The organism is Ruegeria sp. BC6, assembly GCF_056539185.1.
Genome location: NZ_JBQFUM010000005.1, coordinates 216,180 through 238,155 on the forward strand (window position 1 = coordinate 216,180; position 21,976 = coordinate 238,155).

The window sequence follows — 21,976 nt, forward strand, 5'->3', positions numbered from 1 at the left end:
GACCCTACATATGCAAGGCAATGCCCCAACACCAGACGGTCAGGTCGCCGACGCCGTTACCGGCAACTGGGTCGATACCCGCGCCCCGGCCTTTGCCCGCCCCTATCTGAGACTGTCGCGCGCGGATCGGCCGATCGGGACGTGGCTGCTGTTGCTTCCGTGCTGGTGGGGCCTGGCGCTGGCGATCCTTCATGACGGTCAGCCGCGGTGGGGCGATCTGTGGATTGCCGTGGGGTGCGCGGCCGGGGCCTTTCTTATGCGTGGCGCGGGGTGCACCTGGAACGACATCACCGACCGCAAATTCGACGCCCAGGTCGCCCGTACGCGCTCGCGGCCCATCCCCTCGGGTCAGGTCAGCGTGCGGCAGGCGGTGATCTGGATGGGCCTCCAGTGCCTTCTGGCGCTCGCGATCCTGCTGACCTTCAACCAGGCGGCCATCGCGATGGGCGTCCTGTCGCTGCTGCCGGTGACGATCTATCCCTATGCCAAGCGCTTCACCTGGTGGCCGCAGGTGTTTCTGGGGCTGGCCTTCAACTGGGGCGCCCTGCTGGCCTGGGCGGCGCATCGCGGCACGGTCGAATGGCCCGCGATCCTGCTATACTTGTCCGGCATCGCCTGGACGCTGTTCTACGACACGATCTATGCCCACCAGGACGCCGAGGATGACGAGCTGATCGGCATCAAGTCCACCGCGCGTCTGTTCGGGACCGACACCGCGAAATGGCTGAAGTATTTCCTTGTGGCGACCGTGGCGCTGATGGGGCTGGCCATCGTCGAGGCCGCGCTGCCCAATGCCAGCGTGCTGGCGCTGGTCGTGGCCATCGGTGGACCTTGGGCAATGGGGTGGCACATGGCGTGGCAACTGCGCGGGCTGGACATCGAAGACAACGCGAAACTGCTGCAGCTGTTTCGCGCCAACCGGGACACCGGCCTTATTCCGCTCATCTTCCTTTGCGTCGCATTGCTCCTCTGATTGCACCTCGGTACCGGTGCCTGTAAGAGTCCCGCCCAATGGCCCGAGGAGATAAGAAACCGCTCATGCGCTTGCCGTATTTCCTGACATCAGCCCTGATCTTTGTCGTGTCGGCGGGGGTCTGTCTGCTGGCCGCCGGATTCGCAGTGACCAAGATCGAAGAAACCTCGGAAACTGCCGTTCGAAATGCACTGAGCATGCAGGGCCATGAGTGGGCCGAAGTGCAGGCGGATGGGCTGCGCGTTGTGCTGACCGGTACTGCCCCGGACGAGGCCACCCGATTCAACGCGCTGACCGCGGCCGGTACACAGGTCGACACCTCTCGGGTGATCGACGAGATGGACATTGCCCCGACGGCTGACCTGACTCCGCCCAAATTCTCGGCCGAAATTCTCCGGAACGACAGCGGCATTTCCGTGATCGGGTTGGTTCCGGCCAGCGTGGATCGCAACGCTCTGATGGACCGGCTGCAGAAGCTGGACCCGCAGGCAAGGGTGTCGGACCTGCTGGAAACCGCAGACTACAAGAAACCCAAAGGCTGGGACGACGCGACTTCCTATGCCATCCTTGCCCTGTCCAAGCTGCCGCGAGCCAAGGTTTCCGCCAGCCCCGACCTGGTCAAGATCACTGCCATCGCTGACAGCCAGCAGGAAAAAGAACGGCTGGAACAAGAGCTGACACGCGCCGCGCCGCCCAGCTTGCGCATCGGTCTGGCGATTTCGGCACCGCGCCCGGTGATCACTCCGTTCACCCTGCGCTACCTGATTTCGGAGGAAGGCGGCCAGTTCGACGCCTGTTCGGCACAGGATGAAAAGGCGCGCGACACCATTGTAGCGGCCGCGCAGGATGCCGGGCTGTCAGGGCCCTATACCTGCACGATCGGCCTGGGTGTGCCATCGCCCCGATGGGCACAGGCCGCTGAACTGAGTATCCGGGCTCTGTCCGAGATCGGGCAAGGATCGGTCACGATGTCGGATGCCGACATCACGCTGATTGCTGAACCGAACACCAGCCCGGCCACCTTCGACAAGGTCGTGGGCGAGTTGGAGAACGCCCTGCCCGAAGTGTTCGCCCTGCACGCGGTTCTGCCCGAACCCGAAAACAACGAACAAGCCGGACCTGTGGAATTCACCGCCACCCGCAGCCCGGAAGGTCTGGTACAATTGCGCGGCCGTCTGGGCGACGATTTGCAGCGCGACATGATCGACAGCTACGCCCGGGCTGCCTTCGGATCCGATCAGGTTCACAGTGCCGCCCGCGTGGTCGACCAGATGCCGCAGGACTGGCCCGTGCGCGTTCTGGCGGGGCTGGAATCCCTGTCCTGGCTGAACAACGGCGTGCTGACCGTAACGCCCGACAAGGTCGAGTTGACAGGCGTCAGCCATGATGAAGACGCCAAGGCACAGATCGCGGGCCTGCTGTCCGACAAGCTGGGCGATGCGCAGGACTTTGACCTGTCGATCACCTATCAGCCCCCGCCCGAACCCGAAGACGCGCTGCCAGACCCCGAGCAGTGCGAAAGTCGCATCGCCGAGGTTCAGGAAACCCGCAAGATCACGTTCGAGCCCGGGTCGGCAACGGTCTCATCAGAATCCCGCGACAGTCTGAACCAGATTGCCGAGATCCTGCGCGAATGCGGACCGATCCGGATTGAAATCCAAGGTCATACCGACAGCCAGGGCCGTGAAGAGATGAACCAGCAGCTGAGCCAGTCACGCGCCCAGTCCATCCTGAACGAATTGCGCGCCCGCCGGGTGCCGACCAAAAGCTACTCGGCCGCAGGCTATGGTGAGACGCAGCCAATTGCAGACAATGACACCGAAGACGGGCGCGAGAAAAACCGGCGCATCGAATTCCGCCTGATCCGGCCCGAGCCGGTCGCCAATCAGGAAACCGGTCTGGAAGCATTGGAGACCCAGACAAGCGCAACCGAACCTGCGCCAACAGAAGAAGAAGCATCCGAAACGGATGCAGGGGACCAGTAAGTTGAACAGAACCGAATTCATCATCGCCACCGCCGTCATCCTGTTCGCCGCCTTCTGCATGGGCTGGTTCGCCAACTGGCTGGTGCACCGCCTGTCGCGCGTGCGCCAATCCGACGTGGCTGATCTGGACCGCATGAGCCAGGAGCTGCACGAGGCCGAGGAAACCCGTGATCAGGCGATCACCTATCTGCAGCAGCGCGAGGCCGAGCTGACCAACCAGCTGACCCAGACCGAGGCCGAGCTGGCCGCGGCCATGGACGGGCTGCGCGCCGCCCGCCAGGAAGCCGAGGAATTGCGCGGCCGGATCAACAACGCCGACTGAGCGCCTACCATCGCGACAGCGCGTCCTCGTCCTCGTCCTTGGCGGCAACCCACTCCGCGCCCGAACCTGTGATTTCCTTCTTCCAGAACGGGGCGCGGGATTTCAGATAATCCATCAGGTATTCGGCGGCCTCGAACGCATCCTTGCGATGCGGGGCTGCCGTTGCGACCATCATGATCCGGTCACCCGGGGCCAGCCGCCCGTGGCGATGGATCACCAGCACGTCACCCAGCGACCACCGGTTCTTGGCTTCCTCGGCGATCTTGGCGATGGCGCGTTCGGTCATGCCGGGATAATGCTCGATCTCCATGCAGGCCAGATCGGTCTGCGCCAGATCTCGCACGACACCGGTAAAGGTGACGATGGCGCCATAGGCCGTGTCACCCGCGGCAAAGGCATTGGCCTCGGCCCCCAGATCGAACGGCTCTTGCTGGACGGAGATCCGCATCGCCCTAGCCGCCGGTCATGGGCGGGAAAAAGGCCACTTCGCGGACGCCGGCCAGCGGCGCGTCGAAATCCGACAGCTCCTGATCCAGCGCGACCCGCAGGGCGGAGATGTCGGCAAAGGCCGCGGCATAGCGGTCTTCGCGGGCGCTGAGTTCCGCCACCAGATCGGAGACCGTGGCCGCAGTGGTTTCGACCTTTTCCTTCGGCACGCCGATCCGCTCGCGGACCCAGGCGAAATACAGGACATCCATGCGTCAGCCCTCCTTCAGATGGGGCATAGCTTTACGTAGGTAGTCGTAGCCGGTGATCAATGTCAGCGTCGCCGCAATCCACAGCAGCCACAAGCCGATGCGGCCCGACCAGAACATGCCATCCAGCTTCCATTGCAGGCCCGAGATGTCCTCGACCTGGCCCGACAGGATCTGGTCGATCAGCGCGGCATCCATGCCGAAGGTGGACATGACGAAATAGTGCTCGAATATGCCCTGCGAAAACAGCACGGCGATCGCCACCATCTGCGCGGTCGTCTTCCATTTGGCCAGCTTGGTGACCTTGAGCGTTCCGGCCACGTCGCCCAGATACTCGCGCAGGCCCGAGACGAAGACCTCGCGGAACAGGATCACGGTGGCGGGCAGCACCAGCCAGGGCGTCCAGTGCTCGGTCGAATAGCCGACCAAGATCATCAGCGCGATCACCACCATCGCCTTGTCGGCGATCGGGTCCAGCATTGCACCCATCTTGGTTTCCTGCTTCCACGCGCGCGCCAGATAGCCGTCGAACCAATCGGTTATGGCCGCCGACAGGAACAGGATCAGCGCGAACCAATCCGCGTAGGGCCGTGTGAAATACAGAAACATCACCGCCAGGCCGGGCGCGGCCAGTAGGCGCAGCAAAGTCAGAATATTCGGCAGGTTCCACTTCATGCGCTGGACCCTACAACCATGACCGGGAACAGAAAAGACGGCACGACAAAAAACTGCCAAGAACACAGGTGTTTGGACCACGACAGGTCAGACCGTCGCAGGCGGAGGATCGATGACCGTTTCCCCCTTGGCGCGGCGCGAATAACGGGTCAGGTTGCGCGGGTATCGGCACACCAAGAAAGATCCGCCCCGTGACCTCACATATCAGAACCGATGCGCGCGCCAACCTGATCGGCAGCGCCTGGATGATCGCGGCCATGGCCGGGTTCGCCCTGGAGGACGCGCTGTTGAAAAGTGCCGCCAAAGCGCTGCCCATCTGGCAGGTTCTGGTGCTGTTCGGGCTGGGCGGGGCGTTGATTTTTGCCGGAGCCGCGTTGCTACAGGGGCGGCGGTTGCTGCACCCCGATGTCCTGTCCAAGCCGATGAAGATCCGGGGGCTGTTCGAAGTCTTCGGCCGCCTGTTCTATGTACTGGCCATCGCCCTGACGCCGCTGTCCTCGGCCACGGTGATCCTGCAGGCCACGCCGCTGGTCGTGGTGGCGGGTGCCGCGCTGTTCTTCGGGGAAACCGTCGGCTGGCGGCGCTGGAGTGCCATTCTGGTCGGACTGATCGGAGTGGTGGTCATCATCCAGCCAACCGGAGACAGTTTCTCGGCCCTGTCCATTCTTGCGGTACTGGGAATGCTGGGCTTTGCCGGCCGCGATCTGGCCAGCCGCGCCGCCCCCGCCACGTTGGGCACCACCGTTCTTGGGTTTTATGGCTTTCTGTCAATTGTCGTCGCCGGTGGACTGTACCGGGCTTTCGAAGGCGCCGCCGCGGTGCCGGTGGACGCCCGAGCCGCCCTGCACCTGACTGGAGCCGTGGTGATGGGCGCGGTGGCCTATTCTTCGCTGATGCTGGCCATGCGGACGGGTGAAGTGTCGGCCGTAACTCCGTTTCGCTATACCCGCCTTCTGTTCGGCATCGGGCTGGGCGTGCTGATATTCGACGAGCATCTGGACCAGACCATGTGGCTGGGCAGCGCGCTGATCGTGGCCTCGGGGCTTTACATCCTGTGGCGCGGGCGCCAGCGGCCTCAGCCCTTTTCGTGAAAGAAATCATAGACCTTCTGCGCCAGACCGGCCGAGATCCCGTCCACGGCCTTCAGATCCGCCAGATTGGCACGGCTGACCGCCTTTGCGCTGCCGAAATGCGCCAGCAGGGCGCGTTTGCGGGACGCGCCTACGCCGGGGATTTCATCCAGAGGCGTCGCTCCCATCGCCTTGGCCCGTTTGGCGCGGTGGGTGCCGATGGCAAAGCGGTGCGCCTCGTCCCGTAGCCGCTGAATGAAATACAGAACCGGGTCGTTGCGTTTCAGGGCAAAGGGGCGCTGGCCGATGCGGTGGAACTCTTCCTTGCCGTGGTCGCGATCGACGCCCTTGGCGACACCGACCATGGGGATGTCCTCGACCCCGTGCGCCTGCATGATCTCGTGCACGGCACTCACCTGCCCTGCACCCCCATCGATCAGCAACAGATCGGGCCACAGGCCCTTGTCGCGGTCGGGGTCCTCTTTCAACAAGCGGGTGAAGCGGCGGGTCAGCACCTCTTTCATCATGCCGAAATCGTCGCCCGGCGACAGGTCGTCGCCGCGAATGTTGAATTTGCGATAGGCGTTCTTCATGAACCCCTCGGGACCGGCCACGATCATCGCGCCTACCGCGTTGGTGCCCTGGATATGCGAGTTGTCGTAGACTTCGATCCGGTTCGGTGGCGCGTCCAGATCGAAGGCCTCGGCCAGACCGCGCAGCAGCTTGGCCTGCGTCGCGCTTTCCGACATGCGGCGGGCCAGCGCCTCGCGGGCGTTGCGCAGCGCGCCCGAGACCAGTTCCAGCTTTTCGCCCCGCTGCGGCACCAGGATCTCGACCTTGCGGCCGGCCTTTTCCGACAGGGCCTGCTGCATCAGGTCCGCGTTCTCGATCGCTTCCGACAGGATCAGTTGGCGCGGCGGTTCCTTGTTGTCGTAGAACTGGCCCAGAAAGGCCTCCATCACCTCGGCCGGGGAGACGTCGGGCCCGACCCGCGGATAGAAATCGCGGTTGCCCCAGTTCTGGTTGGCGCGGATGAAGAACACCTGAACACAGGCCTGACCGCTGTCCATATAGAGGCCGATCACATCCGCCTCGGCCACCCCGCGCGGGTTGATGCCCTGCGCCGTCTGCACCTGCGTCAGCGCGCGGATCCGGTCGCGCAGGGCGGCGGCGCGCTCGAACTCCATCGCGTCCGAGGCTTCCTGCATCTGCGCGGCCAGTTCCTCCTGGATCCGGGTCGAGCGGCCGGACAGGAACCGCTCGGCATCGCGCACGCTTTCGGCATAATCGGCCTGCGAAATCATACCCACGCACGGCCCCGAGCAACGCTTGATCTGGTAGAGCAGGCAGGGCCGGGTGCGACTGTCGAACATCGAATCCGAGCAGTTGCGCAGCAGAAACGCCTTCTGCAGTTGGTTCAGCGTGCGGTTCACCGCGCCTGCGCTGGCGAAGGGTCCGAAATAGGCACCCTTTTCCTTCTTGGCGCCGCGGTGTTTCTTGATCTGCGGAAATGGGTGGTCCTTGGCCACCAGAATGTTGGGAAAGCTTTTGTCGTCGCGCAGCAACACGTTGTATTTGGGCTTGAGCTGCTTGATCAGGTTCTGCTCCAGCAGCAGCGCCTCGGTCTCGGTCCGAGTGGTCAGGAACATCATCGACGCGGTCGAGGCGATCATCCGCTCGATCCGGCCGGAATGTCCCGGACGGGTGTAGTTCGACACCCGGGCCCGCAGGTTGCGCGCCTTGCCGACATACAGAACCCGGCTGTCCGCATCCAGCATCCGATAGACACCCGGCGAACTGTCCAGCGTCTTCACGTATTTCTGGATGCAGGCATAGCCGGTCGGCTGAGGCTGGGATTGAGGGGCGCTGTCGGCGGTCATGAGAGAGAGATACGATTCTCTGACCGTGGCTGCAATCTTGCGCGCCTCAGATCAAGAGAAAACAAATCCACGATTCTTGTGGATAACTGTGCGGACAACTTTCCCTGCACCGTGATTTTTCCTTGAATCCTTGTGTTTTCACTGCGTTGCACAATAAATAGGCACAAATTCAACGTATTGATTATAAACGATATTTTTATTCTCGTTTTACAAGTGTATGAAAAAAAAGACATTTTTGTAACGAACCTGTAACAGGATCGAGAGCGGTGCAAAACTTGCAGGGCCAATACCTATTCAAGGCCCACTACATCAGGCGTTTGCCAGCCCAAATGCTGGCCACCATCAACGCACAAAAGCTGGCCCGTGACCGCATGTGCGTCCAGAAAATACCCAAGAGCCGCGTTGATATCCGACGGGTTTGCACCGCGTTCCAGGACCGTGTTTTCGCGTTGGGTCTTGAAGTGCTGGGGACTTTGCCGATGTCCCTGCAGGGTTGGACCCGGCCCAATGGCATTGACGCGAATGGCCGGCGTCAGTGCCTGGGCCGCCGTCCGGGTCAATGCCCATAGCCCCATCTTGGCGATGGTGTAGGACATGAACTCAGGCGTCAGTTTGCGCACCCGCATGTCGACCATATTCACGATCAAGCCGGTCGCGACGGGTTCGTCATTCTCATCCATCTCGGGTTCCAGACCCTGACTTGCCATGGCCTGCGTCAGCACGAAGGGCGCGCGCAGGTTGCTGTCCATGTGGCGATCCCAGCTTTGCCGGGTGGCAGTGCGGATGTTGTCGTATTCGAAGATCGACGCATTGTTGACCAGACAGGTGATCGGACCGCCCAGCGTCTCGGCCGCCCGCGGCAAAAGGGTCTGCACCTGATCCTCGTCCAGCAGATCGGCCTGCAGCGCCACGGCATTGCGGCCCATCGACTGGATCTCGGACAAGGTCTCGGCAGCGGCTGCGCCCGAGGTTGCGTGGTGCACGGCAACGTCCATGCCACGTTTCGCCAGATACAACGCCATGGCCCGCCCCAGTCGAATGCCGGCGCCGGTCACCAGTGCTCGGGTCATGAAGGGGCTCCTTTCAGTCAGATCAGGCCAACAAGATCACGACGTATGTGACGTAAAGCAGTGTCAAGATGAACCCCCAGACCCGGGTGATGTCTTGCTTGAAGAAAACGAACGGGATCAGCAGCAAGGACGAGCCCAGCATGACCCAAAGATCGAATTGCAGGAATTCGGGATCCACGGGGATGCGCCCGAACAGCGTGGCGATACCGACAATGCCCAGAAGGTTGAACATGTTCGAACCGATGACGTTGCCCAGAGCAACATCGGCCTGCCGGCGCAACGCGGCCATGACGGTGGTCGCCAGTTCGGGAAGCGAGGTTCCGACCGCGACCAGCGTCAACCCGATCACCGTTTCACTGACCCCGTAGGTCCGCGCAATGATGGTCGCGTTGTCGACCAGAAGATGCGCGCCCATCGGCAGGCCAATCAGCCCCAGCACCAGATACAGCGACACCTTCCAGTACGGCATGTCCGGGTCGGCCTCTTCCAGCGTTTCCAGGTCCTGCTCTTCCGAGCAGGAGTTGCGATGCGCGTGCGCTTCTCGGAAGGCGTTGAGCAGGATCAGAGCCAATCCCGCCAGCAGGATTGCCCCGCTGAACAGGTTGAATTCCCCGCAAAAGGCCAAACCGATGAACAGAACCGAGGCCAGCAACATGAAGATGTAGTTTCTGCGCGTGTTGCATTCGCTGCTGTGGATCGTGGCCAGCAAGGCCGGCAAACCCAAGACCAGCAGGATGTTGGCCGTGTTCGAACCGACGACATTGCCCAACGCGATACCGGGCGCATTTTCCTCGATGGCCTTGATGGCGATCAGAAGCTCTGGCGCCGAGGTACCGAAGGCCACGATCGTCAGGCTGACGATCAGGGCGGGAACACCCAAGCGCAGGCTGAGATTCACCGCACCCCGCACCAGCGCGTCACCGGCCAACAGCAGGATCAACAAGCCAAGACCGGAAAGCAGCCAGGCCGTCATCGACGCCCTCCTTGCTCACATTTGCAGGGGCCCTTGCCGATCCGGAATCGACCGCAGCGCGGACATTTCGCGGAGTTCAATCGCTGTTGGCCGGGAAAGCGCAGCTTTCCGAACATCGCCAGGACCCCCATGGCAACCAGAAACAGAATGACGACCTTGACGATCACGTCACATACCAAAGCGCGCGTAGGCCGCGCGCTCCTCGAGCAGGGAAATGGCGTCCTGCGCCATGTCCGTTCCGAAACGCGACCAGATCGGTCGGCGCAACCCGTAGCGCCGGAATTTGACCTTGTCGCCAAACACTTCCTGCATCTTTGGCTTCAGATGCGCGATGCCGTCGATCAGCCCAAGTTCATGCGCACGCCGCGCCAGCCAGATTTCACCGGTAAACAGATCGGCGGCCTCGTCCAAGCGACTGCCGCGCCGAGCTTTCACATAGGCAATGAAATTCTGGTGGATGTCCTCCAACAGCCCCTTGAGACGCGCGACATCCTCTTCTTTCTCCGGAGAGAACGGGTCCAGCATCGATTTGGATTTCCCGGCGGTGTGCACGCGCCGCTCGATCCCCTGACGGGCCAGAAAAACATGGGCTCCGAACCCCGAGGAGATGACCCCGATCGACCCCAGAACCGAGCTGTCATCCGCCCAGATCTCGTCCGCCGAAGCCGCAAGCCAATAACCACCCGAGGCCGCCACGTCCTCGACAAAGGCATGGACTGGCACCTTGAACTCGTCGGCCAACCGTCGGATCCGCGCACCGATCAGCGAGCTTTGCACCGGCGATCCGCCCGGCGAATTGATCTCGAGCGCGACGGCGGCAGGTTTTCCCTTGCGGAAGGCTTTTTCCAGAACCGGTGCCAAAGAGGCATCGTTCAGCGAGGCTCGGCCAGCCATTCCAATGGCTCCGGACAGGCGAACGACAGCCACGGTTGGCTGCTTGTTGAGAAACGGCAGGCTGAGTTTCATGGGTGCCGATGTAGAGTGCGTCCGCCCCTTAAACAAGGGACCCCACATGCCATGAACGTGACGTGAACCAAAATCCTGTTCAGCCACGGCAAAAATGCAACGCCCTAGCTGCGGATGCGCCACCCGGTTTTGAAGATCCAACCGATGACCGCCAGGCAAAAGCCGGTAAAGGCCAGGATCGCCAGAAGGCTAAGCAGAATGGGCACGTCCGAAAGCCCGTAAAACGACCAGCGAAAGCCCGAGATCAAATAGACCACCGGGTTGAACAACGAGATCGTCTGCCACACCGGCGGCAGCATCGAGATCGAGTAGAACGTGCCGCCCAGAAAGATCAGAGGTGTGACGACAAGCTGCGGCACCAGAGACATCTGTTCGAAGTTGCTGGCCCAGATCCCGATGATGAAGCCCAGCAGGGAAAAGCTGAGGCAGGACAGGATCAGAAAGGCGGCCATCGCGAAGGGATGCTCGATGCGGATGTCCACGAAGAACGTGGCGGTGGTCAGGATCACCAATCCCACGAACAACGCCTTGGTCGCGGCGGCGCCCACATAGCCGATCACGATCTCGATGAAGTTCACCGGTGCCGAGAGCAGTTCGTAGATCGTGCCCAGGAACTTGGGGAAATAGATTCCAAAGGACGCGTTCGAGATCGACAGCATCACCACCGACAGCATGATCAGCCCCGGCACGATGAAGGCGCCGTAGGAGACGCCCTCGACCTCCTGGATGCGACTGCCAATGGCAGTGCCAAACACCACGAAGTACAGCGAGGTCGACAGAACCGGTGACAGAAAGCTCTGCGCGAGGGTACGGAAGAACCGGGCCATTTCGAACCGGTAGATGGCGGCGATGGCGGACCAGTTCATGCGGCATCTCCGGACACGAGGTTGACGAAAATCTCTTCCAGGCTCGATTGCCGGGTCTGAACGTCACGCAGCACCAGCCCCGCCTCGGCCACGTCATTCAGCAAAGTGGTGATGCCAGTGCGATCGGCATTGGTGTCATAGGTATAGATCAGCGCATCGCCCTGCCCGTTCAGCACCAGATTGTGGTGGGCCAGACTGCCGGGAATGTCCGAGATCGTGCGGGTCAGCATGACCTCGATCTGCTTCTTGCCCATCTGCGCCATCAAGGTGTTTTTGTCCTGCACCAGCATCAGTTCGCCCTTGTCGATCACACCGATCCGGTCGGCGATGGCTTCGGCCTCTTCGATGTAGTGGGTGGTCAGAATGATGGTGACACCGGCAGCCTTCAACTCGTCGACGATGGCCCACATGTCCTTGCGCAGTTCGACATCCACACCGGCGGTGGGTTCATCCAGAAACAGCACCCGCGGCTCGTGCGCCAGCGCCTTGGCGATTAGCACCCGCCGCTTCATGCCGCCCGACAGTTCCTTGATCGCGTTCTTGCGCTTGTCCCACAGCGATAGCTTGCGCAGGATCTCCTCGATCCGCGCGCTGTCCTGCCCATAGCCGAACAGACCGCGCGAAAACCGTACGGTGTTCCAGACCTTCTCGAACGGCTCCAGCGCAATTTCCTGCGGCACGAGGCCGATCATGCGCCGGGCTGCACGAAAGTCCGTGAGGATGTCGTGCCCCCCTACTGTGACGGTCCCAGACGTGGGCGTGGTAATCCCGCAAACCGTCGAGATCAGGGTTGTCTTTCCCGCCCCGTTCGGGCCGAGCAGGGCCAGGATCTCGCCCTCTTCGATGTCCAGCGATACGCCTTTCAGCGCTTCGAACCCGCCGGCATAGGTTTTGCGCAAATCCTTGATCGAAAGAATTGTCGTCATGCGTTTTCCCAGTTCTGGCCGGGACAGTATCGCGCCAGAGGATTGCCGAACAGACCAAATTCGCACAGTCCTCTGCGCACAAACGCAGGTTTCACTCGCGCCCGGTCAGGCGACCCAGCCAGCCTTTCTTTTCCCCCTCGGAGGTGTCTTTGCCGGCCTCTTCCGGCGCTGCAGGGCCTTCGAAATGCTGCTGAAGGTTCGAGAAGAACTGGTCAGCCATCTTTTTGGCAAAGCCGTCGATCAACCGGCTGCCAAGCTGCGCCAGCTTGCCGCCAACCTTGGCATCCACGTCATAGGCCAGAACCGTTCCACCGCTGTCACTGGCGCTGAACGTGACACTGGCGCTGCCCTTTGCAAAACCCGCGGCCCCGCCTTTGCCCTCACCGGCGATGGTCAGGCTTTGACCCTCAACCATGTCGGACATCGTGACGGTGCCTTTGAACGTGGCCTTTACCGGCCCGACCTTCTGCACCACGGTCGCCTCGTAACCGTCCGTCGGATTGCCCGAAACCTCTTGCGCACCGGGCACGCAGGCTTTCAGCACCTCGGGGTCCAGCAGGGCCGCATAGACATCGGACGGCGCCGCCTGAATTTCACGCGTGTCACTCATTTGCATGGGAGCACCCCCCTTTCTTAAATGTCTGATATTCGACCAATGACCTATCCACGAACTGCCGTTGCGGCAACCGTGTTCCACACATTACCCGCCGCCCCTGGAATCCTGAGCCCGCATGTCGGAAATCCGTTTCTGCACCAGTTCCAGATGCAGACGGGCATCATACTGCCCTTGCCTGTAGGCCGCTGGCAGCCGTAGGTCCGCCAGCTTTTCGTCCAGCACCTGCAATTGGCCTTGCATCCGCGCGAGGTCTTCCGCGGAAGGGTTGTCGGCCAGGTCCTGTTCGATCAGACGAATTTCCGGGTAGTGCTGCCAGACACGCCATCGTTGGAAATAGGCGTAGATGCGCGGCAACAACCGGACCAGCGGAAGGACGATGAAAAAGAACGGCAGGAACAAAAGGAAAACCCGATTGACCTGCGCCGCCACCCAATAAGGCAACCAATCATGCCAGGTGGATGGCCCTTCAAGTATCAGCTGCCGTGCGGTGTTGTTGAGGGGCAATGCGGTCCCTTCGATCCCCGGAAAGGCCCCGGGGTCATTGATGATGCCCTGAGCCTCGTGCAAGGCGATCGCCGCCATCGTCAGCCGGTTGACCAACGCCGGATGCAGTCCCGGCCGCACGACCAGTCGCGCCTCGAGAGCGATCAGATCAACCGGGCGCGGCGGTAAAACCGGGTTCAGCGACATGCCTCCGGTCGGTACGGTCACCACGGTGGCATAGGACAAACGACGCGAAATCGCCTCGACATGTTCAAGGTTCAGAACCTTCAGTCCCGGCACCTCGTAGGCGGCCAGCAGGTAGGGGGCTTCGATCGGCGCAACAAAGACGGCGATGTCCAACGTTCTGTCCAACAAGGCGTCGGCCGCCTGGTCATAGGGCAGTGCAACATGCACGTTATCCTCTTGGGCCAGCCCGACCGCGCGCTCGAAGTCGCGGAATGCGTCCGCGGTGCCGGACCCGGGCGCACCGCTGTTGATGCTCAACCCACGCCACAGCGCGGGATTGGGCGGAATCCACGCATCCTCGCGCGCCATGAAAATCATCGGCTCGAAAAACACGGTTCCGATGGCCTGCGCCCGATCCGGGTCAACTTCGATGCCGCCCTGCAAGAAGGCCACATCCACAGCCCCGTCTTCCAGGAGACGCGCATTTTCGACCGACCCTGCGGTTTCGACGATCTCGAGCCGAATGTCATCCTCGGCAAGGATATCGGAATAGTCCTGCGCCACTTCGATATAGGCACCACCCGCCGGTCCGGCTGCCATGCGCAGGTCGCCGGGCGGGTGCAGCAGAAGGATGATTGCCACCAGAACCGCCAAGACCATGGCGGCACTGATCGTGATCCAAAGACGCATCCTACCCCTCGCTGATCCACCCCGGACAGCACGCTACGCCGCTGGCCCCAAGCTGGCAAGTATTCCGATGTGTTTGCTGGTTTTTCCCGTTCCGGATCAGACCGATGCCAGACGCCGCGTCGATGCCGGTCGGTCTTGCATTCCTACTTGGCCCCGGCCAGCATCGCCGCGAGGGAGTGCTGCTCATGCTGAACGGAATCCGTGTTGTCGAAATCGAGGGGCTAGGCCCCGGCCCGTTCGCCGCCATGATGCTGGCGGATCTGGGGGCCGATGTCGTGACCATCCACCGCAAGGGGGGCGCCGTCACACCGGGCATGCCGGACCGATCCGTGCTGGACCGGGGCAAGCGGTCGATCGCGCTCGACCTCAAGGACCCCAACGACCTCGAAACCGCCCGGCGTCTGATCGCAACCGCCGATGCGTTGATCGAAGGCTTCCGCCCCGGCGTGATGGAGAAGTTGGGCCTGGGGCCCGATACCTGCCACGCCCTGAACCCGGCGCTGGTCTATGGCCGCATGACCGGCTGGGGCCAAGACAGCCCGCTTGCCGACACCGCAGGACATGATCTGAACTACATCGCCCTGTCGGGGGCACTCTGGTACGGCTCACCACCCGGCAGCGAACCGATGACCCCGGCCACGCTGGTCGGCGATATCGGCGGCGGCGCAATGTATCTGGTCACCGGCATACTGGCCGGGCTGCTGAACGCGCGCACAACGGGCACAGGCACAGTGGTCGACGCCGCCATCTACGACGGGTCCGCGCACATGATGAACCTGCTGATGAGCCTGCGCCAGACAGGCAACCTGTCCGACTCGCGCGGCCAGAGCCTGCTGGACGGCCCGCATTGGAGCCGCACCTACGCCTGCGCGGATGGCGGCTTTGTTTCGGTCCAATGCCTCGAGCCGAAATTCTATGCCCAATTCCTCGAAATCCTGGGCCTGTCCCAGGATCCGGCGTTCCAGCAACCGTATAACAGCACGCTCTGGCCAGACCTGACCCGGCGCCTGGCGGAAATCTTCGCAACCAAACCGCGCGACCATTGGGCCAAACTGTTCGAAGGCTCAGACGCCTGCGTCGCCCCGGTGCTCAGCCCCGACGAGGCCGCAACCCATCCGATGAACACCGCCCGCCAAACCTGGCGCACGGCAGACGGCACCCTGCAGGCCGCCGCCGCCCCGCGCTTCTCCGCCCATCAATGGCAGCCGAAACCCAGCCCGACCCGCGGCCAACACACGACCGAAATTCTGAACGAACTTCAGGCTCTCAAAAAGACCTGACACATCCTTCATCTGGCCAACGGTCAAGAGGGCGCGGGCCCCCTCCCGCGCCGCCTACCTGCCGCGGACCGTGTCAATCATCAACTGCACATTCTCCGGGTCGGCATCCGGAGTGATCCCGTGACCCAGATTGAAAATATGCGGCCCCTTGGAAAAGGCGCGCAAGATGCGGCGGGTCTCATCCACCAGCGCCTGCCCGCCGGTGACCATGTGAGACGAAGCCAGGTTGCCTTGCACGCAGCCATCCACCTGCACATGCTCGGCCGCCCATTCCGGCGCAACCGAGTTGTCCAGCGCCACGCAATCGACACCGGTGGTCTTCGCGAAACCGACATAACCCTCGCCCGCCTCACGCGGGAAACCGATGACGGGAATGCCCGGGTGGCGCTCCTTAAGCGCCTGGGTGATGATCCGGCACGGCTCGACCGCGTATTTGGTGAAAGCCGCGCCTTTCAGCGACCCGGCCCAGCTGTCGAAAATCTTGACCACCTCGGCCCCCGCTTCGATCTGAGCCGACAGGTATTCGATCGTGGCCGCCGTGATCCGGTCCAGCAACGCCTCGAACAGCGCGGTGTTTTCCTCGCGCAGGGCGTGGGCGGGACCCTGATCGGGGGTGCCACGCCCGGCGATCATATAGGTGGCAACGGTCCACGGAGCGCCGGCAAAGCCGATCAGGGTCGTTTCGGACGGCAGCTCGCGCGACAGGATGCGCACGGTTTCATAGACGGGCGACAAGGTCTCGTGAATCGCATCAACCGGCTTCAACGCATCGAAATCCGGTTGCTGCGTGATCGTCGACAGGCGCGGCCCTTCGCCGGTGACGAACCAAAGGTCGGCGCCCAGCGCCTGCGGCACCAGCAGGATGTCGGCAAACAGGATCGCGGCATCGAACCCATAGCGGCGAATCGGCTGCAGCGTCACCTCGGCCGCCAGATCGGGGGTGTAGCACAGCGACAGGAAATCGCCCGCCTGTTCCCGCGTCGCGCGGTATTCCGGCAGATAGCGTCCGGCCTGTCGCATCATCCAGATCGGCGGCGTGTCCAGTACCTCGCCCGCCAGCGCCCGCAGCAGTTTCTTGTTCTCGGCCATGTCAGCCCCCACTATTCCGGTTTGCGCAACGGGTCCGCCTTCAGCGGCAAAATGTCAAGCGTGGCCCCCATTGTCAGGGCAATGTGACGCGACTAAAGCTGTGCCCATGACTTTGACCTTGCCCACCCCCGCATCGCCGCTGAAGATCGGCACCCGTGGTTCGCCGCTGGCGCTGGCCCAGGCCCATGAAACCCGTCAGCGGCTGTGCGATGCCTTCGATCTGCCGGAACAGGCGTTCGAGATCGTGGTGATCAAGACCACCGGCGACAACCGCGCCATGATCGACGCGGACCGCCCGTTGAAAGAGATCGGCAACAAGGGCCTGTTCACCAAGGAAATCGAAGAGGCGATGCTGGGCGAGGACATCGACATCGCCGTGCACTCGACCAAGGACATGCCCGTCGAACAGCCGCAGGGGCTGGTGCTGGACACGTTCCTGCCGCGCGAGGACGTGCGCGATGCCTTCATCTCGCCCCGCCTCAACTCGATCCATGACCTGCCCGAAGGCGCGGTCGTCGGCACTTCGTCGCTGCGGCGACGGGCCCAATTGCTGCACCGCCGGCCCGATCTGAACGTGGTCGAGTTCCGGGGCAACGTGCAGACCCGGCTGAAGAAGCTGGCTGATGGTGTGGCCGAATGCACGTTCCTGGCCATGGCCGGCCTCCGCCGCCTGAACATGCAGGACGTCCCTGCCACCGCGATCTCGCCCGACGACATGCTGCCGGCTATCGCGCAGGGTACGATCGGCATCGAACGCCGCGCGGACGACCACCGGGCCGCCGAGATGCTGGAAGCCATTCATCACTCTGAAACGGCCTGTCGTCTGGCGGCCGAGCGCACGTTGCTGGCCGCGCTGGACGGGTCCTGCGAAACTCCGATTGCCGGTCTGGCGGAACTTGCCGATGGGCAGTTGTGCCTACGCGGCGAAGTGCTGCGCCCGGACGGATCGGATGCCATCAGTGAGAGCGAGACCGGTTCGACGGAGGACGCAGCGGAAATGGGCCGGGCCATGGCGGCAGAACTGCTGCACCGTGCCGGGCCCGGATTCTTCGAGTGGAGAAATTTGTAAAAAAGTTTCTGCGAATGTGAACTGCTTCACTGTCGCCCCGGTTGAAATCGGGCATCAATGTGACATCCCGATTGGGAATGTGGATCAGTCTCGAATGTATCGAAGTTTTAGTTCGTGATTTTGTAGATAGTATTCGAGGGGGCGAGACTGAGAACCCTGTCCGATCGAAACGGGTCGTGCCTTTGAAAAAGGCGCGGCCCGTTTTGACTCTGCGGCCCGCAACGGGTCCCTGTCATCCGGGAAACCGGTGCACGTTGCCATGATGACTGAACATCGCCTGACCCGAGCGGATGTCGAACCGGAAATCAGCCGACCGTCCCGGCAAGGCCGCATAGAACGCGCGCAGGCCCGGCTCGACCAAGCCAGCTTGGACGCTGCAGGCTTCGCTCAAGCGCTGTATTTCGTCGTGAGACCGCCGTGCACGTATCGCAGTGATCAGATCCTGATGCATCTCCTGCAGCTTCTGGAAATCCGCGCTATGGACCAACACGCCGTCACCGACCAATGCAAAAATAGGCTCCAGTTCGGTCTTGCCTTTCAGATGAACAAGCCCAGCTTCGAGCATCGCGAGATCAACGCCAGCGGCCTGTGAGACTGAGCTTGAGATCAGGATGTCATATTCGACCTGGCGGCAACTCTGCTCGATTCGAGCGGCGACGTTGACCACATCTCCGATCACCGTGTAGTTGAATCGCCGCCGCGAGCCGATGTTGCCGACACAGGCCATTCCCGTGGCGCATCCTGTCGCCAATGCGATCGGAGGATGCCCGCGCATCGTGTCCGAAGCATTGAACTCGGCCAAAGCTCGGCGCATCTGCAGCGCAGCCTGCGCCGCCAGAAGCGGGTGCCGCTCCACCGGAACCGGCGCGTTCCAGAACGCCATGACCGCATCCCCGATGAATTTGTCGATGGTGCCTTTTTCGTGCAGGATCCGGTCTCCGATGACCGAGAACAGTTCATTGAGCAGCGCGACCAGGTCTGTGGCCGACACCCGCTCGGACAACGGTGTAAACCCGCGAATGTCCGAGAACATGACCGTGATTTCCTGCGTTTCACCGCCCAGTTTCAGTTGGTGTCCGGTTGCATCCATCTCGTCCAGGATCTCGGGTGCGACATAGTGCGAGAAGATCCGCCGGATCACCCGCTTTTCCCGCTCGGTCGATATGAACAGATAACCGGACAACAGCCCGAAATTGGCCATCCCGCCGGCAAGCGGGAAGGTTGCATCGAACAGCACGGACTGGTTCTGAAATGCCAACCAACTGACCCCGACAACCACGGCCGCCGCGATGCCGCCGGCCATGAACGAGGCAACCGCACCAAAACTGGACATGACGACCGTGACGACGACTCCAAGGATGATGAAAGCCAGAAGTTCGAGGGCGGCGGTGACATCCGACCGGGTCAGCATGTCGCCCAGCAGTGCCTGCTCGATGACTTGGGCGTGGATGGAGACGCCGGGAACGGACTCTCCCAACGCAGTCTGATGCATGTCGAACAGACCTGCCGCCGACGTTCCGATCAATACGATCCGGCCTTCGATCTGGCTGCGCAGAACCGGATCATCTGCGGATTGCAGTATGTCATTTGCCGACAGGTAGAGCCCGGGATCATCCGGTCTGTACCTGACCCAGACCTCTCCGTTTTCCGTTGTGGGCAGGACCAGACCCGCCAATTCGACCGACAGCACGATGCCGGCCTCGCCCTGAGCCCCTTCGATGAAGATCACCGGCTCGCCCGTCGCGACCCTCAGAGCCTCCAGCCCAAGTCCGGGCAGAACACCGCTTGGCCCCTGCCACAACACCGGAACCCGACGCACCACGCCCGTGCCGCCCAAAGGTGAAACATTCACACCGCCGATCCCGGTTGCATCCCGGTCCAGCGGTGGCGCCAGCGGAGTCCAGTGGGGCACGGACACCAGCCCGGCGGCCGGGTTTTCGCCGATCTCCACGATCCCGGCCTTCGGGGCAATGTCCTGATCCCCTCCGGTCAATCGCGCCGCCACACCCATCACGACGGGCCAGTTCGAAACCTCGGCCCCGAACAAGATGTCATTGTCCAGCTGGGCGGCTTCCTTTTTGGCGCTGAGAATGTCAGCCAGGGCCGGATCACTCAGCAGCCGCGACGGTGAGTACCGATCGGGCTCGGCGAACAACATGTCAAAAGCGATTGAAGCGGCGCCATACTCGCCCAAACGCTCGACCATCTGCGTCAACAGGGTCCGGGGCCAGGGCCATTGGCCCCAATTCTCGAGCGACGTTTCGTCGATATCGACGACCCGGACCGGCAAATCGGGATCGAAGGCGCGCGGGGACAACCGCTGCAACACGTCGAAAAAGATCAGCCGGGACATGCGGACCGGATAAGGGTCCAGTACCCGCAGCAGACAACCAAACAGGATCAGACCCAGGCCCACCAGCCGAAAAGCACGGCGCCGTCCGGCTTTCTCGTGCTGCTTGACACTCACGTCAACCTCTGCTCGCCGGCAACGACATGGACAACGCTCTAGCCATTGCCGCCGGACCCAAAGACACCGCCGCCAGTATCCCGCCGATCATCGACAGTTTCGGGCCGGTCGCCCGGCCTGTCGAACTGCCCGACCGGATCCGGTTGTTCGGGCGGCGCGGCAACCGCTGCCTTGACCTGCCTCTGCGGCGGAGCGGACCGGCGCGGTTCGGGCGCGTCCGATTTTGCGCGCGGCGCAGGTTGGGATTCACCCGAGCAACCTTCGACATCCACCTGCAAAGGCGGTTTGAGGTCTTTCTGCGACTGAATGAAAGGAAAACCGCTGACCACGGCCTTGTCATACATCGCCTGATCGACCGGTCGCCCGACCGCACCGCGCTGGCTGGTTGCATACAAGCTGCAAATCCGGCCGGTCGATCGGCAAGAGCCGCCGAGGCCACACATCTGAACCGTGCCGTGCAGCACGAGCATCGCGCTTTGGTTTCCCGGCGCGATCCACATGTCAAATACCGTGCCCCGCACCGCCATGGTGGCCGTCGGCGTCTTGATGGAGTAGGCGCGTTTCCTGCTTTTGCCTGAGATGAACCGGAAGCTTCCGCCCAGCGCCTCGACCGCAAAGCTCTTGGCCTTGCGGTTGCCGCGCAACATCTTCACGTCCAGAACCATCCGTGCATTGGGACCAACCGCGATCTTCGTGTCATCCACAAAGACAAGCTGAACCACGCCATTCGCATCCGTGACGATCGAGTCGCCGGACAACACCTCCATCCCATTACGCAGGGGCAGCGTTTTGCCGCCACGGGTCACGTCCGCCCCCTGTTTCACGCTGATTACGGTTCCGATATTTGCCCAACTGAGGGCAGGAACGCAAAGAACGAAAAAACCAACCAGAACAATCTTCAACCAAGCCAAAATGCCAGCCCTTCCCCCAAAGGTTACTGTCGAGCGCGGATGCGCTCACTGCCCGGCCAGCCTCTGAAACTGTTTTTTGGATCAATCAAAATGACTAAAATCTTAGCAAATATGCATCCATTGGCATGTAATTGGCAAGTTTTCTGTTCTTATGCCTGTTCAGCGGAGAAGCTGAGCCGCCGAGTTTAGTCAAAAGAAACGGCCGTTTCTGCAGGTCAAACCACCTAACACTGGTGATCCAGCAGAGCGCGTTCCAACGCCAAAGGCAGGCAACCTCTCCAATTGGTTCAGCCGTTCGCGACACCCATCATTTTGCAGATGCAGTTCCCCACCGCACCTGGCTCGCCATAATTATGTGTCCGATTACGTACTCTGGCCGCGCGTAAATTCTCAGGCCAACCGACGTTGGGATAGCGAAACCAAATCGAAGCAGAACGCGAATCCACGCATAGTTCTTGGAAATCCAACAGCAAGACATGGTGACCACGCCTTGGTCCAAGCGGGTGCAGACCTAAGCGATTCCAAGCGTTTTCAAGGGCTTCGCCCAATCCGGCAAAAATTTCCGGTGGCGCAGGAATTGGCCTTGTATTTCCGTCGCTTGCACGGCTATACCCGTCGGCGGAGACGTGGCCGAGTGGTCGAAGGCGCTCCCCTGCTAAGGGAGTAGGCGGGAAACCGTCTCGAGGGTTCGAATCCCTTCGTCTCCGCCATTACCCATTGATATGGCTAAAATAGTGAAGGGCTTGCTTTCAAGTTCTACACTTTTGCTGCGCGCCTTCGCCGG

The 21,976-nt window shown here is 62.0% G+C and carries 20 protein-coding genes and 1 tRNA gene; 7 read left to right on the forward strand and 14 right to left on the reverse strand.

The genetic code is table 11. The annotated features are described in order from the left end of the window. The first annotated feature begins 10 nt into the window (after positions 1–10). From ubiA to ACR0MM_RS15600, 3 genes are all read left to right on the forward strand, one after another. On the forward strand, positions 11–973 hold the full coding sequence (gene ubiA, locus ACR0MM_RS15590) for a 4-hydroxybenzoate octaprenyltransferase (RefSeq protein ID WP_480697210.1): 963 nt from the start codon (positions 11–13) through the stop codon (positions 971–973). A 65-nt stretch (positions 974–1,038) separates the two neighbouring features. Then, a complete protein-coding gene (locus ACR0MM_RS15595; protein WP_480697212.1) occupies positions 1,039–2,958 on the forward strand; it encodes an OmpA family protein in 1,920 nt (639 codons plus the stop codon). A gap of 1 nt (position 2,959) precedes the next feature. Then, positions 2,960–3,280, forward strand: coding sequence for a hypothetical protein (locus tag ACR0MM_RS15600; RefSeq protein WP_093963571.1), 321 nt, complete (start codon positions 2,960–2,962; stop codon positions 3,278–3,280). A gap of 4 nt (positions 3,281–3,284) precedes the next feature. Here the strand turns inward: ACR0MM_RS15600 and ACR0MM_RS15605 are convergent, their stop codons facing one another. Genes ACR0MM_RS15605 through pgsA form a run of 3 tightly spaced genes read right to left on the reverse strand, consistent with a single transcriptional unit; the run spans position 3,285 to position 4,650 of the window. Further along, positions 3,285–3,728, reverse strand: a complete 444-nt coding sequence (locus ACR0MM_RS15605) for a molybdenum cofactor biosynthesis protein MoaE (RefSeq protein WP_480697214.1) — start codon at positions 3,726–3,728, stop codon at positions 3,285–3,287. Positions 3,729–3,732: 4 nt separating this feature from the next. Then, positions 3,733–3,978 (reverse strand): molybdopterin converting factor subunit 1, encoded by a 246-nt coding sequence (gene moaD / locus ACR0MM_RS15610; RefSeq protein ID WP_170359984.1) that lies wholly within the window; start codon positions 3,976–3,978, stop codon positions 3,733–3,735. Between the two features lie 3 nt (positions 3,979–3,981). Continuing rightward, a complete protein-coding gene (gene pgsA / locus ACR0MM_RS15615; protein WP_170342342.1) occupies positions 3,982–4,650 on the reverse strand; it encodes a CDP-diacylglycerol--glycerol-3-phosphate 3-phosphatidyltransferase in 669 nt (222 codons plus the stop codon). A gap of 191 nt (positions 4,651–4,841) precedes the next feature. Between pgsA and ACR0MM_RS15620 the strand changes: the two genes are divergently transcribed. Further along, entirely contained in the window at positions 4,842–5,741 is a 900-nt protein-coding gene (locus tag ACR0MM_RS15620) for a DMT family transporter (protein ID WP_480697216.1), read from the forward strand. Here ACR0MM_RS15620 and uvrC read toward each other — a convergent pair. The 8 genes from uvrC to ACR0MM_RS15660 all read right to left on the reverse strand — a co-directional run bounded on the left by uvrC (position 5,726) and on the right by ACR0MM_RS15660 (position 14,376). Then, positions 5,726–7,600 carry an excinuclease ABC subunit UvrC gene (gene uvrC, locus ACR0MM_RS15625; protein ID WP_480697218.1) on the reverse strand — a complete coding sequence of 625 codons (1,875 nt, stop codon included), beginning with the start codon at positions 7,598–7,600 and terminating at the stop codon, positions 5,726–5,728. The two genes, ACR0MM_RS15620 and uvrC, sit on opposite strands and share 16 nt — an antisense overlap. A gap of 290 nt (positions 7,601–7,890) precedes the next feature. Further along, complete coding sequence (locus tag ACR0MM_RS15630; protein ID WP_480697220.1) at positions 7,891–8,670, reverse strand: SDR family oxidoreductase; 780 nt, start codon at positions 8,668–8,670, stop codon at positions 7,891–7,893. A 22-nt stretch (positions 8,671–8,692) separates the two neighbouring features. Beyond that, positions 8,693–9,643, reverse strand: coding sequence for a calcium/sodium antiporter (locus ACR0MM_RS15635; protein ID WP_170342350.1), 951 nt, complete (start codon positions 9,641–9,643; stop codon positions 8,693–8,695). A 168-nt stretch (positions 9,644–9,811) separates the two neighbouring features. Then, complete coding sequence (locus ACR0MM_RS15640; protein ID WP_170365516.1) at positions 9,812–10,609, reverse strand: S49 family peptidase; 798 nt, start codon at positions 10,607–10,609, stop codon at positions 9,812–9,814. Positions 10,610–10,713: 104 nt separating this feature from the next. After that, entirely contained in the window at positions 10,714–11,475 is a 762-nt protein-coding gene (locus ACR0MM_RS15645) for an ABC transporter permease (RefSeq protein WP_093963579.1), read from the reverse strand. Further along, positions 11,472–12,401, reverse strand: coding sequence for an ABC transporter ATP-binding protein (locus ACR0MM_RS15650; RefSeq protein WP_170343068.1), 930 nt, complete (start codon positions 12,399–12,401; stop codon positions 11,472–11,474). The genes ACR0MM_RS15645 and ACR0MM_RS15650 overlap by 4 nt, the downstream gene beginning before the upstream one ends. A gap of 91 nt (positions 12,402–12,492) precedes the next feature. Then, complete coding sequence (locus tag ACR0MM_RS15655) at positions 12,493–13,017, reverse strand: SRPBCC family protein (protein WP_480697222.1); 525 nt, start codon at positions 13,015–13,017, stop codon at positions 12,493–12,495. An 84-nt stretch (positions 13,018–13,101) separates the two neighbouring features. Further along, positions 13,102–14,376 (reverse strand): TAXI family TRAP transporter solute-binding subunit, encoded by a 1,275-nt coding sequence (locus ACR0MM_RS15660; RefSeq protein WP_480697224.1) that lies wholly within the window; start codon positions 14,374–14,376, stop codon positions 13,102–13,104. A gap of 185 nt (positions 14,377–14,561) precedes the next feature. Here ACR0MM_RS15660 and ACR0MM_RS15665 point away from each other — a divergent pair, with 185 nt between their 5' ends. After that, complete coding sequence (locus tag ACR0MM_RS15665) at positions 14,562–15,656, forward strand: CaiB/BaiF CoA transferase family protein (protein ID WP_480697379.1); 1,095 nt, start codon at positions 14,562–14,564, stop codon at positions 15,654–15,656. Between the two features lie 54 nt (positions 15,657–15,710). Here ACR0MM_RS15665 and hemE read toward each other — a convergent pair whose 3' ends face one another. Further along, positions 15,711–16,745 (reverse strand): uroporphyrinogen decarboxylase, encoded by a 1,035-nt coding sequence (gene hemE / locus ACR0MM_RS15670; RefSeq protein ID WP_480697226.1) that lies wholly within the window; start codon positions 16,743–16,745, stop codon positions 15,711–15,713. Between the two features lie 106 nt (positions 16,746–16,851). Between hemE and hemC the strand changes: the two genes are divergently transcribed. Further along, entirely contained in the window at positions 16,852–17,814 is a 963-nt protein-coding gene (gene hemC / locus ACR0MM_RS15675; protein WP_480697228.1) for a hydroxymethylbilane synthase, read from the forward strand. Between the two features lie 232 nt (positions 17,815–18,046). Here the strand turns inward: hemC and ACR0MM_RS15680 are convergent, their stop codons facing one another. Together ACR0MM_RS15680 and ACR0MM_RS15685 are read right to left on the reverse strand one after the other, a co-directional pair. Next, positions 18,047–20,281: a CHASE2 domain-containing protein gene (locus ACR0MM_RS15680; protein ID WP_480697230.1), complete on the reverse strand. Its 2,235-nt coding sequence runs from the start codon at positions 20,279–20,281 to the stop codon at positions 18,047–18,049. A gap of 38 nt (positions 20,282–20,319) precedes the next feature. After that, positions 20,320–21,105 (reverse strand): FecR family protein, encoded by a 786-nt coding sequence (locus tag ACR0MM_RS15685; RefSeq protein WP_480697232.1) that lies wholly within the window; start codon positions 21,103–21,105, stop codon positions 20,320–20,322. 707 nt (positions 21,106–21,812) lie between these two features. Between ACR0MM_RS15685 and ACR0MM_RS15690 the strand changes: the two genes are divergently transcribed. Beyond that, a tRNA-Ser gene (locus ACR0MM_RS15690) sits at positions 21,813–21,902 on the forward strand. The last annotated feature ends 74 nt before the right edge of the window (positions 21,903–21,976 follow it).

Coding starts and splice junctions, on each gene's coding strand:
- ubiA (WP_480697210.1), top strand. CDS start 11: ATGCAAGGCAATGCCCCAACACCAGACGGTCAGGTCGCCGACGCCGTT.
- ACR0MM_RS15595 (WP_480697212.1), top strand. CDS start 1,039: ATGCGCTTGCCGTATTTCCTGACATCAGCCCTGATCTTTGTCGTGTCG.
- ACR0MM_RS15605 (WP_480697214.1), bottom strand. CDS start 3,728: ATGCGGATCTCCGTCCAGCAAGAGCCGTTCGATCTGGGGGCCGAGGCC.
- moaD (WP_170359984.1), bottom strand. CDS start 3,978: ATGGATGTCCTGTATTTCGCCTGGGTCCGCGAGCGGATCGGCGTGCCG.
- pgsA (WP_170342342.1), bottom strand. CDS start 4,650: ATGAAGTGGAACCTGCCGAATATTCTGACTTTGCTGCGCCTACTGGCC.
- uvrC (WP_480697218.1), bottom strand. CDS start 7,600: ATGACCGCCGACAGCGCCCCTCAATCCCAGCCTCAGCCGACCGGCTAT.
- ACR0MM_RS15630 (WP_480697220.1), bottom strand. CDS start 8,670: ATGACCCGAGCACTGGTGACCGGCGCCGGCATTCGACTGGGGCGGGCC.
- ACR0MM_RS15635 (WP_170342350.1), bottom strand. CDS start 9,643: ATGACGGCCTGGCTGCTTTCCGGTCTTGGCTTGTTGATCCTGCTGTTG.
- ACR0MM_RS15640 (WP_170365516.1), bottom strand. CDS start 10,609: ATGAAACTCAGCCTGCCGTTTCTCAACAAGCAGCCAACCGTGGCTGTC.
- ACR0MM_RS15645 (WP_093963579.1), bottom strand. CDS start 11,475: ATGAACTGGTCCGCCATCGCCGCCATCTACCGGTTCGAAATGGCCCGG.
- ACR0MM_RS15650 (WP_170343068.1), bottom strand. CDS start 12,401: ATGACGACAATTCTTTCGATCAAGGATTTGCGCAAAACCTATGCCGGC.
- ACR0MM_RS15655 (WP_480697222.1), bottom strand. CDS start 13,017: ATGCAAATGAGTGACACGCGTGAAATTCAGGCGGCGCCGTCCGATGTC.
- ACR0MM_RS15660 (WP_480697224.1), bottom strand. CDS start 14,376: ATGCGTCTTTGGATCACGATCAGTGCCGCCATGGTCTTGGCGGTTCTG.
- ACR0MM_RS15665 (WP_480697379.1), top strand. CDS start 14,562: ATGCTGAACGGAATCCGTGTTGTCGAAATCGAGGGGCTAGGCCCCGGC.
- hemE (WP_480697226.1), bottom strand. CDS start 16,745: ATGGCCGAGAACAAGAAACTGCTGCGGGCGCTGGCGGGCGAGGTACTG.
- hemC (WP_480697228.1), top strand. CDS start 16,852: ATGACTTTGACCTTGCCCACCCCCGCATCGCCGCTGAAGATCGGCACC.